Here is a 10,462-nt window from a genome sequence, read left to right on the forward strand (position 1 = left end):
CGGCTCTTGCCTAGCCGGCGCGCTGCACGACGGCCACATTCATCGCTGACCTCAGCTTAAAACCGATGGACTCGTACAATCCAATCGCGTTGGCATTGTTGGCATAGGCGTGCAGGTAGGGCACCTCGCCGCGCGCCATAATCCGGTTCGATACGAACAGCGACAGCAGTCTGCCGAGGCCGAGGCCGCGAAAGTCCGGATGCGAACAGACGCCGCTGAGTTCGCTGTAGCCGGGCTGCTTCATGCGCTCGCCGGCCATCGCCGCCAGCCTGCCATTGATCCTTCACGCCCCAGAAATCGCCGAGGCTAAGCGCCTTGAGCGTGAACGGGCCCGGCTTGGTCAGCGACGCCAGAGCGAGCATCTCGGCTGCATCGTCCAGCGTCAGTTGCTGCACGCGCTCGTCGGAGACGTCCGGCAAGGGCGCCTCGGCAACCATCTGAACACCAAAGGCGGTCGTGGTCGCGGTCAGTTCCGGCGGCAAGACAATGGCGTCCGCCTGAAGCATGAACACGCTTTCACCTGCGGGAACGAGTCTTCCGAGCGCCTGCAGGCTCTCAGCGTCATCTGCGCCTGAAGCCGCGAAGGGGACGATCGAGGAGGGATAACGTCTGGCGAGCTTGTCGCCATAGGCAAAGATGCGATGCCGCGTGTCGAGCGCGCTCCAGACAGGACGGTCGAGGACATGGCTCATGGCGCGACGCCCTGTTTTACACGACGATCGAGCGGAGCTGCCGCCAGGCCGTCCTCAATGGCGGAGAGTTGTTCGAGAAGCGGCCCTGTCAGCCCTTTGCACAAATCGGCGACGGCATTCTCGATGCGCGGCCAGACATTCCGCTTCGCTCTGTCGACCAGACGCTGACCATTTTTGGTCAGCGAGACCATTCGCCGCCGCTGGTCACCGTCCGACTGAATGACCTCGACCAGCCCAAGCTCGGCCAGCAGCGCCACGCTGCGCGTCACGCCCGGCTGGGTGATGCCGAGCGACTGCGCCAGCTCGCCGACCGGCAGCGGCCCCAGCCGATCGAGCGCGGCCAGAAGAGGATACTGGCTCGACTGGACCGGCACTTCCAGACCATCGAGCATGCGCTGCGTGTCGGCCTGCAACTGCTCGCCGATGCGCTTCAGCCTGCTGCCGAGCGTGAGGTAGCCAAGAGATCGAATGATGTCTTCCATGGGTGAGTCTGCTCGCTTCATTACATGTTATATAACCAGGCAACGAACAACTTCAAGAGCCTGCTTTGGAGGTTGGCCCCAGTCCTCTCAGCTTCGTCATCCACGGGCGAAGCAGCGGCGTCGCGAAGACCCGAGGATCCATTCCGTGACCTTCGCCGTGGAGCGTTCGCGGAGCAGAATTCTGCACCGTAGCAACGCGTTGATGTCGCGGCATGGATCCTCGGGTCTGCGCCGCGTCGCTACGCTCCTTGCTCCGCCCGTGGATGACGAAGGGACGGGGCGCTTCGGCTAATCGCCGAGGTATGCGATCCCGTCGTGCGGATGCAGCAGCAATCTCGAGAGTGCGCTGTGTTTCTCTGTCCAGCGCTCGGCTACAACTCCCGTGCCATCTGCCGGGCAATCGCCTCAGCCTGCATACCCGCGCTATGAAAATAGCTGGTCAGGCTCGGGCGCATGCCGATGAACCATAGGCCGGGCTGGCCGCTCGGCGTGCCGCCATTGGCCTTCGGCACGCCCTTGGCGTCGAGCACACCGAGATCGCCCAGCATGGTCTCCAAGCCAGTGCGATAGCCGGTCGCTGCGATCACCACATCCGGCGAGATCAACGTGCCGTCGTTCAGCCGCACGCTGGCGCCTTCGAAAGCGGCAACAGGCGCTACCACCGAAGTCCGTCCGGCCTTCAGCGCGGCAACGGCGCCGTCGTCGACGGCAATAGCGATCTGCTCTACGCCGAGCCGGCTGGCGCCACCTTTCGGCGCCGGCGGCAGGCCGAAGCGCGTGAGGTCGCCGAACACCAGGCGCTGCGTTGCCGCGATCACGGCGTCGGCAATCCGCGTCGGCAGCATCGCCATGAAGCCGCCGAAGCGCGCGACGGCGACCTTGCCGATCCGCTTCGGCATCAGCGACGGACCCTGCCTTGCCGACAGCCACACGGCTTCCGTGTCGGCGCGAGCAAGATGGTTGAGCACGTCGAAGCCGGAATTTCCGGCGCCGACCACCAGCACTTTTTTGCCGGCATAGTCCTCCGCGGTGCCGAAATCGGCGGCGTGGACGAGCTTGCCGGCGAAAGTCGCCTTGCCCGGCCAGTCCGGAGTCCACGGCAAGCGATCACGACCTGTGGCAACGATGACGTGACGTGCGCTCAGCACGCCTTGGCCGGTATGGACGAGCCAGTGGCTGCCGCTGCGCTCGATCCGCTCGACGGCGGTGCCGAATTCGACCCTTATGCCGCGGGTGCGGGCAAAATCCTCGAGATAGCCGACGATGACATCCTTGCTCGGAAAGGCGGCGGTGCGTGGCGGAAAGGCAAGGCCGGGCAGGGCCGAAAGGGCGCGATGCGTATTGAGGGTCAGCTTCTTGTGCCGCCGCCGCCACGGCTCGGCGATCCGCTGTTCCTTGTCCAGCACGACGGCCGTCATGCCGCGCCGGCCAAGCGCGTCGGCAGCGGCCAAGCCGGCCGCTCCGGCGCCGATGACGATCACCGTCTCGTCGGGTCCTTTCGGCCCCGGGGCGATAGGCATCGTTTCGCGTGTCGTTGCCGCCATTCGGTCGAGATTCCCTTTTAGCTGCGCCATGGGGACCCGTCCTATATGGCACAGCGGCCATATGATCGATAATGAGGTCGCGTCAATGCGACTGATTCGAGGCCTGGGGGGCAGGCCTCTGTTTATCATCGGCACGCGGAAGCTCGACCATGCCCTCCTTGCGTATCTTTCTCGACAGACTGCTGGAGGGCGCCGCAGCCAAGGTGCCGCGCCTGGATTTGACGCATGTCGAGCGGCTGGCGCTGGTCCGCCAGCACGGCGACTTCTCGTTGGCCTATTCGACCGCCGTGCAGCAAAAACTGTCCTATTTCGGCGACGTCGACGGCTATATCGCCTTCGGCACCAAGATGAAGCACCATTTCGCGCTCGGCGACCCGGTGGCCCATCCGCCCGACCGGCCCGACTACATAAGACGCTTCGTCGAAGCCGCCGACAGCCCATGGTTCGTGCAGATCGGCGAGCCGACGGCGCGCGTGCTGTCCGGGCTCGGCTACCAGGTCAACCGCCTCGGTATCGACACACGGCTGGAGCTTCCAGCGCATGACTTTTCCGGCAAGCGCAACGAAACCGTGCGCTATTCCGAACGCTGGCTGTTGAAGAAGGGGTTTTCCTTTGGCGAAGGAGCGGTCTATCTCGACGAGGTCCAGCGGCTGTCGCAGAACTGGCGGGCCGACCGCATCGTCAAGCGCTGGGAGATGGCCTTCCTCAACCGCCCCTTTGCCGATCATCTCGGCATCGATATGCGCCGTTTCGTGCTCTACAGCCCGGAAGGCGAACTCGTCGCCTTGCTCGATTTCGATCCGCTGTTCAGGGACGGCAAGGTGATCGGCTACACCACCTCGTTCAAGCGCAAGCACATCGATGCCTCCCCACACGCCGAGATCGGCCTGACCAAATTCGCCGTCGACCGCTTTCGCAGCGAGGGTATTTCGGTCGTCACGCTTGGCCTGTCGCCGATGCTCGACGTCGGAACCAATGAATTTGCCGAATCGAGCTTCTGGCGCAACGCTTTCGAGCTCGCCTATGAATCGCCCTGGGTCAACCGCAGCAAGTTCAACCTCAAGGGCCAGGCGGCGTTCAAGCGCCGCTTCCACGGTATCGAGGAGCCGACCTACATCGCCTTCCGCAAGGGGACGCTGTTCGAGATGCTGGGCCTGCTGCGCCTGATCAAGGCGATCTAGTACACGCAGCCGTAGCGCTGCCCGTAGAAACTCCGCAAAAGCCGTTGATCAAACCACCACCAATGGCCGCATGGAGCGTGCGTGCTATCGTCGTTAACAAGCTACCTTGCATTAACAGGTAGCTTGTTATATCTATGTGATAGGAACCGGAAGCTGGGCTATCCGGAAAACCGGAAACTGACATGACCGACTCAATCCAGGTGCAATTGCGAAAAGGCGCGCTTGAGCTGTGCGTGCTGGCCGTGCTGTCGCGCGGCGAGAGCTACGGCTACGAGATCGCCAGCACGCTGGTCGCCGCGGTCAATATGGGCGAAGGCACGATCTATCCGCTGATGCGGCGCATGCAGAATGACGGCCTTGTCGCCACCCGCATTGTCGAGTCGAGCAGCGGACCGCCGCGCAAGTATTACCGGCTCACACCGCTGGGCGAGAGGGCCTTCGACGTCCACCGCCGCGACTGGCGCTCGCTCTCGGCCGCTGTCGACCAACTCCTCAAGGATTTGCCATGACCAGGGATGATTTCTTGCAGAGACTGAGATCCGGGCTTGCCGGCCTGCCGCCGCAGGAAATCGACGACATTGTCGGCGACTACGCCGCCCATTTCGCCGACGCGTCGGGCCGCAGCGAAGCGGAGGTCGCGGCTGCGTTGGGCGACCCGGCGAGGCTCGCCCGCGAGCTGCAGGCCGAAGCCGGGCTGCGCCGTTTCGAATCCCATGGCAGCGTTTCCAACATGTTCTCAGCGACGCTGGCGCTGGCCGGCCTTGCCTTCGTCGACCTCGTCTTCCTGCTACCGCTGCTTTTGACCGCTGTCATCCTTGGCATCGGCCTTGGCATCACGCTTGTCGCTGTCGGTGCGCTGGGGATCAAGATCATCGTCACCACGCTGCTGTTCGACGCCGGCGGCGCGCTGACAGTGACGCTCGGCCGCGTCTTTATCGGCGCCGGACTGGTGAGCTTCTTCATCGGCGGCGGCGCCTTGCTGCTCTTGGGCCAGGGCGCCGGCCTGCGGGTTCTCGGGCGCTATGCCCGGATGCATTCGCGCCTGACGCAATCGGACCGCAACCGCGCCTGAGCACATCTGTCACTACGTTGAAGGAAACCAGATCATGAGTGGAAAACTGGCATTCGCAGCGACAGTTGGACTGGCGGGCGCCGCCGTCTTCCTGGCAGTGGGCATCGGCCTTGCCGGGCCGGACTGGATCAACGCCGGCGGCTCGTGGATCGGCGGACAATCCACCTGCGGCGCGCTAACCCGGACGAAAAAAGAGGTCACCCTGCCCTTCGACGCCAATGACAGTTTCACCCTCGCTTTGCCGGGTTCGGTTCGCTATCGGCCGGGCGGCAAAGCGCAGGCTGTCATCAGCGGCGAAGCGGTTCTGATCGACCATCTGCGGCTGGAAGGCAGCCAGCTCAGCCTCGACTGCGAGCCGGGCTGGTTCCCGTCGCGGCTCGATGTCGCCGTGTCGGGACCGGCGATCACGGATTGGAAAGTGGTCGGCAGCGGCGACCTCGCGCTGGAGGAGATCAACCAGCCGAAGCTGCGGCTCAACATCAGTGGCAGCGGCAGCGTCACCGCCAGCGGAACCGCCCAGACGGTGGACCTCGAGATTTCGGGCTCGGGCGACGGGCGGCTGAGAAACCTGATCGCACAGTCCGCGCAGATCGAGATCCGCGGCAGCGGCGACGCCGAGGTCACCGCGCAGGCGGACGCGGACGTCTCGATTTCCGGCAGCGGCGACGTCGATCTCTACGGCCACCCGACGATGAAGCGTTCGCAGGTCAGAGGCAGCGGCAGCATCACGAATGTGCCGTAGCTGAGATTTGCCGGCTACCGTTCAGTTGCGCAGCCGGTAGCCGGTCCGGAAGATCCAGCCGACAATGGCGATGCAGATGGCAAGGAACACCAACGTCATGCCGAGGCTGACGGCGACCGAGACGTCCGACTTGCCATAGAAGCTCCAGCGGAAACCGCTGATCAGATAGACGACGGGATTGAACAGCGTCACGGTCCGCCATGCGTCGGGCAGCATGTTGATCGAGTAGAAGCTGCCGCCGAGGAAGGTCAGCGGCGTGATGATCAACAGCGGCACCAGCTGCAGCTGCTCGAAGCTTTTCGCCCAGATGCCGATGATGAAGCCGAACAGGCTGAAGGTCATCGCCGTCAGCACCAGGAAGGCGAGCATCCAGAACGGATGCTGGATATGCAGCGGCACGAACAGCGAGGCCGTGGCCAGGATGATCAGGCCAAGGATGATCGACTTGGTTGCCGCGCCGCCGACATAGGCGATGACGATCTCCAGATAGGACACCGGCGCCGACAGCAATTCGTAGATCGAGCCGACGAATTTCGGGAAATAGATGGCGAAGGAGGCGTTGGAGATCGACTGCGTCAACAGCGACAGCATGATCAGGCCGGGCACGATGAAGGCGCCATAGCTGATGCCGTCGATCTCGGTGATGCGCGAGCCGATGGCCGAGCCGAAGACGACGAAATACAGCGATGTCGAGATCACCGGCGAGACGATGCTCTGCAGCACGGTGCGGAACGCACGCGCCATCTCGACCCGATAGATCGCCCAGACTGCGCGCCAATTCATGGTTCTTGCCTCAACAGATTGACGAAGATCTCCTCGAGCGAACTGTTTTGCGTGTCCATGTCGCGGAATTGAATGCCGGCCGCCTCGAGCTCGCGCAGCAGCGAGGCGACGCCCGGGCGTTCGCTCTGATTGTCATAGGTGTAGGTCAGCTGTGTGCCATCGCCCGACAGCTCCAGCTTGTAGTGCGAGAAAGCATCAGGGATGGCGGTGAGCGGCGTGCGCAGCTCCAGCACCAGCCGCTTGCGGCCGAGCTTGTGCATCAGCTCGGCCTTGCCCTCGACCAGGATGATCTCGCCCTTGTTGATAACGCCGACGCGATCGGCCATCGCCTCGGCCTCTTCGATGTAATGCGTGGTCAGAATGATGGTGACGCCGTCGTCGCGCAGCCGGCGCACCATCGCCCACATGTCCTGGCGCAGCTCGACATCGACGCCGGCCGTCGGCTCATCGAGGAACAGCACGCGCGGTTCGTGCGACAGCGCCTTGGCAATCATCAGCCGCCGCTTCATGCCGCCCGACAGCGTGATCGCCTTGGCGTCCTTCTTGTCCCACAGCGAGAGATCGCGCAGCACTTTTTCTACGAAGCCCGGGTTCGGCGCCTTGCCGAACAGTCCGCGGCTGTAATTGACCGTGGTCCATACGGTCTCGAAAGCGTCGATGGTCAGTTCCTGCGGCACCAGCCCGATCAGGCTGCGCGCGGCGCGGTAGTCGCGGTTGATGTCATGGCCATCCACAGTCACCGTGCCGGACGAACGGTTGACGATGCCGCAGACGATCGAGATCAGCGTCGTCTTGCCGGCGCCGTTCGGCCCCAGCAGCGCGAAGATCTCGCCGCGTTCTATGTCGAGGTCGATTTCCTTCAGCGCCTTGAAGCCGGTGGCGTAGGTCTTTGTGACCCCGGAAATGGAAATGATCGATGGCGAATTGGTGGAAGGCATGGGGCGGGAAACGACTGCTTGAAAGAGGCGGGGGATTATTATTGCGCTGAATGTCGGTTCGCGAACCCGGAAGTCAATGCCATTGCTGACAATTCTGGACAAACGTTCCCTTTTGGCCGTTTCGCCGGGGTAGCCGGGGCCGCTGACGGATTGGCCTCATCTGCTGCGACAACGCGCCCCGCGTGGCGCCACGCCGCTTTGACCGCACCGCATCGGCAGCCTATCCTGCGCCAAGAAACAGCAGCCGGAGCCCGCCATGGACCCGCTCATCCTGTCGCGAATGCAGTTCGGGGCGAACATTTCGTTCCACATCCTGTTTCCGACCATCACCATTGCGCTTGGCTGGGTGCTGCTGTTCTTCAAGCTCCGCTACAACGCCACCGGCGATTCCGCCTGGATGCGCGCCTATTTCACCTGGGTGAAGGTGTTCGCGCTGTCCTTCGCCATGGGCGTCGTCTCGGGCGTCACCATGAGCTTCCAGTTCGGCACCAACTGGCCAGGTTACATGGAGACGGTCGGCAACATTGCCGGGCCGCTGTTGGCCTACGAGATCCTCACCGCCTTCTTCCTCGAGGCGGCCTTCCTCGGCATCATGCTGTTCGGCTTCCGCCGCGTGTCGAACCGTGTCCACACGCTGGCGACGGTGCTTGTTGCCGGTGGCACCACGCTGTCGGCCTTCTGGATCATCGCGCTGAACTCCTGGATGCAGACGCCGGCCGGCTTCGAGATGATCGACGGCAAGGCGCATCCCGTCGACTGGTGGGCGATCGTCTTCAACCCGTCCATGCCTTATCGACTGACGCACATGCTGCTCGCCTCGGGGCTCACCGTCTCGTTCCTGATCGCCGGGCTGTCGGCGCTGCGCTATCTCAGCGGCGACCGCTCGGAATCGATGTGGAAGGCGCTGCGCACCGGCGTCTTCACCGCCGCGATCCTGATCCCGATCCAGATCTTTGCCGGCGACCAGCACGGGCTCAACACGCTGGAGCACCAGCCGCAGAAGATCGCCGCCATGGAGGCCAACTGGAACACCGGGCCCAACGTGCCGCTGGTGCTGTTTGCCTGGCCGGATGAGGCGACGAAGGAAAACAAGTTCGAGGTCGCCATTCCCGATGGCGCCAGTGTTATGCTGCGGCACTCGACCAGCGGCGTCGTGCCGGGGCTCAACGACTATCCCGGCCTCCATCCGCCGGTCCTCCCGTTGTTCTGGGGCTTTCGTATCATGGTCGGCACTGGCATCTTGATGCTTCTCGTCTCCTGGTCGGCGACCTTCTTCCTCAAGCGCCGCCACAGCCTGCCGAGGCCGCTGGCCATGCTGATGGTGCCGATGTCGCTGTCGGGCTGGCTGGCGACGCTCGCCGGCTGGTACACGACCGAGATCGGCCGCCAGCCCTGGCTGGTCACCGGCGTGCTGAAGACGGCGGATGCCGTCGGCCCGGTCGCGGGCAGCCATGTCGCGCTGACGCTGGCGATCTATCTCATCCTCTATGTGCTTTTGCTGATCGCCTATCTCGGCGTGCTGGTGCACCTGGCGCTGAAGGCGGCCAAGGACGGCGACACCTCGCCGCTGCCGGGCGTGATGAAGACGGCGATGTCGCAGCCGGCTGCCGGCGAGTAGGGAGAGGAAAATGAGCTTCGACTGGCCAACCGCGCTCCCCCTCATCTTCGCCGGCCTGATGGGCCTGGCCATCCTGATCTACGTCATCCTCGACGGTTTCGATCTCGGCATCGGCATCCTGTTCTCGGTCGCCGAGGATACCGAGCAGGACACGATGATCGCGGCCATCGGCCCGTTCTGGGACGCCAACGAGACATGGCTGGTGCTGGCCGTCGGCCTGCTTCTGGTCGCCTTCCCGATGGCGCATGGCGTCATCCTGACCGCGCTCTACATTCCGGTATTCGTGCTTCTGGTCGGCCTCATCCTGCGCGGCGTCGCCTTCGATTTCCGCGCCAAGGTGCCGTCCGGCAAGAAGCACCGCTGGAATCGCATTTTCTTTCTCGGCTCCATCATCGCCTCGCTGGCGCAAGGCTATATGCTGGGCGTCTATGTGCTCGGCCTCGATGTCGCTTTTGGCGGCATGGCCTTCGGCGCGCTGGTGGCGCTCTGCCTGTCGGCCGCCTATGCGGCGATGGGCGCCGCCTGGGTGATCTACAAGACCGAAGGCGCGTTGCAGAAGAAGGCGGTGGCCTGGCTGCGCACCGCGCTGGTGCTGACCGCGCTCGGCATGGCGGCGGTGTCGCTGGCCACGCCCTTCGCCAGCCCGCGCATTTTCGCCAAATGGTTCGTCTGGCCCGAAATGCTCTATCTGTCGCCGCTGCCGATCCTGTCGGCGCTGCTGTTCCTGTGGCTGTGGCGGCAGACTTTTCACCTGCCCAAGCCCGACGACCGCCACGCGATCCGGCCGTTCCTGACGCTCGCCGCCATCTTCGCGCTCGGCTTTGCAGGGCTTGCCTGGTCGTTCTACCCCTTCGTGGTGCCCGACAGGCTGACCATCTGGCAGGCGGCGTCGGCAACCGAAAGCCTCGCCATCATCCTCGCCGGCACGGTGGTCGTGCTGCCGGTGATTATCTTCTATTCGTTCTACGCGTATCGAGTGTTCGGCGGGAAGGCGACGGATTTGACTTATGATTGAGGGGCTAATCTCCCCCCTTGAGGGGGAGATGGCCGGCAGGCCAGAGGGGGTCGCTTCGCGTGGAGCGCTAACCTTCTTCTGCCGCAGGAGGCCGATCCCGGTCGTACCGACCCCCTCTGTCGCCTTCGGCGACATCTCCCCCTCGAGGGCAGGGCTATCGCATATGGCTTAGAGCGTTGATGAGATAGTCGTCATTCCAAGCGCATTTCTTGATGCGATGGCTGATGGGGACTTTGTCTGCATCGGCGAGTTGGAGGATGTTCCTGGCGAGACGGTTTAGGAGCGCGGTGTTGGCAGGGGCGTTGTCTTTGCGGGCGCGGCTGAGGTCCTCATCCAGATGAACATCGAGCATCCAATGCAGGCCGTTCTCGATCTGCCAATGGGCTCTGGTGAGG

General features: G+C 63.7%; 10 protein-coding genes and 2 pseudogenes. 6 read left to right on the forward strand and 6 right to left on the reverse strand.

Features of this window, described 5'->3' with window-relative positions; genetic code table 11:
- Nucleotides 1-10: 10 nt before the first annotated feature.
- The 3 genes and pseudogenes from AC1DZ8_RS05165 to AC1DZ8_RS05175 form a co-directional block, all read right to left on the reverse strand.
- A pseudogene (locus AC1DZ8_RS05165) lies at nt 11-692 on the reverse strand (GNAT family N-acetyltransferase).
- Complete coding sequence (locus tag AC1DZ8_RS05170) at nt 689-1,174, reverse strand: MarR family winged helix-turn-helix transcriptional regulator (RefSeq protein ID WP_477305110.1); 486 nt, start codon at nt 1,172-1,174, stop codon at nt 689-691. The pseudogene AC1DZ8_RS05165 and the gene AC1DZ8_RS05170 overlap by 4 nt, the downstream one beginning before the upstream one ends.
- A gap of 371 nt (nt 1,175-1,545) precedes the next feature.
- Nucleotides 1,546-2,748 (reverse strand): flavin-containing monooxygenase, encoded by a 1,203-nt coding sequence (locus AC1DZ8_RS05175; RefSeq protein ID WP_477400394.1) that lies wholly within the window; start codon nt 2,746-2,748, stop codon nt 1,546-1,548.
- Nucleotides 2,749-2,867: 119 nt separating this feature from the next.
- Between AC1DZ8_RS05175 and AC1DZ8_RS05180 the strand changes: the two genes are divergently transcribed.
- The 4 genes from AC1DZ8_RS05180 (at nt 2,868) to AC1DZ8_RS05195 (ending at nt 5,713) form a co-directional block, all read left to right on the forward strand.
- Nucleotides 2,868-3,899 (forward strand): phosphatidylglycerol lysyltransferase domain-containing protein, encoded by a 1,032-nt coding sequence (locus AC1DZ8_RS05180; protein WP_477305114.1) that lies wholly within the window; start codon nt 2,868-2,870, stop codon nt 3,897-3,899.
- Between the two features lie 182 nt (nt 3,900-4,081).
- On the forward strand, nt 4,082-4,408 hold the full coding sequence (locus tag AC1DZ8_RS05185) for a PadR family transcriptional regulator (RefSeq protein WP_477305116.1): 327 nt from the start codon (nt 4,082-4,084) through the stop codon (nt 4,406-4,408).
- Nucleotides 4,405-4,971, forward strand: a complete 567-nt coding sequence (locus AC1DZ8_RS05190; RefSeq protein WP_477305118.1) for a DUF1700 domain-containing protein — start codon at nt 4,405-4,407, stop codon at nt 4,969-4,971. The genes AC1DZ8_RS05185 and AC1DZ8_RS05190 overlap by 4 nt, the downstream gene beginning before the upstream one ends.
- A gap of 34 nt (nt 4,972-5,005) precedes the next feature.
- Nucleotides 5,006-5,713 carry a GIN domain-containing protein gene (locus tag AC1DZ8_RS05195; RefSeq protein ID WP_477305120.1) on the forward strand — a complete coding sequence of 236 codons (708 nt, stop codon included), beginning with the start codon at nt 5,006-5,008 and terminating at the stop codon, nt 5,711-5,713.
- Between the two features lie 21 nt (nt 5,714-5,734).
- Here AC1DZ8_RS05195 and AC1DZ8_RS05200 read toward each other — a convergent pair whose 3' ends face one another.
- Both AC1DZ8_RS05200 and AC1DZ8_RS05205 read right to left on the reverse strand, forming a co-directional pair.
- On the reverse strand, nt 5,735-6,496 hold the full coding sequence (locus tag AC1DZ8_RS05200; RefSeq protein ID WP_477305122.1) for an ABC transporter permease: 762 nt from the start codon (nt 6,494-6,496) through the stop codon (nt 5,735-5,737).
- Complete coding sequence (locus tag AC1DZ8_RS05205) at nt 6,493-7,434, reverse strand: ABC transporter ATP-binding protein (RefSeq protein WP_477305124.1); 942 nt, start codon at nt 7,432-7,434, stop codon at nt 6,493-6,495. Before AC1DZ8_RS05205 ends, AC1DZ8_RS05200 begins: the two co-directional genes overlap by 4 nt.
- 256 nt (nt 7,435-7,690) lie before the next feature.
- Between AC1DZ8_RS05205 and AC1DZ8_RS05210 the strand changes: the two genes are divergently transcribed.
- Nucleotides 7,691-9,052, forward strand: a complete 1,362-nt coding sequence (locus tag AC1DZ8_RS05210) for a cytochrome ubiquinol oxidase subunit I (protein ID WP_477400397.1) — start codon at nt 7,691-7,693, stop codon at nt 9,050-9,052.
- A gap of 10 nt (nt 9,053-9,062) precedes the next feature.
- Nucleotides 9,063-10,067 carry a cytochrome d ubiquinol oxidase subunit II gene (locus AC1DZ8_RS05215; RefSeq protein ID WP_477305127.1) on the forward strand — a complete coding sequence of 335 codons (1,005 nt, stop codon included), beginning with the start codon at nt 9,063-9,065 and terminating at the stop codon, nt 10,065-10,067.
- Between the two features lie 154 nt (nt 10,068-10,221).
- On the opposite strand, the pseudogene AC1DZ8_RS05220 reads toward AC1DZ8_RS05215, so the two are convergent.
- Nucleotides 10,222-10,462, reverse strand: a pseudogene (locus AC1DZ8_RS05220) (ISAs1 family transposase); the annotation flags it as partial.

Source organism: Mesorhizobium sp. P2_F7 (genome assembly GCF_056403695.1).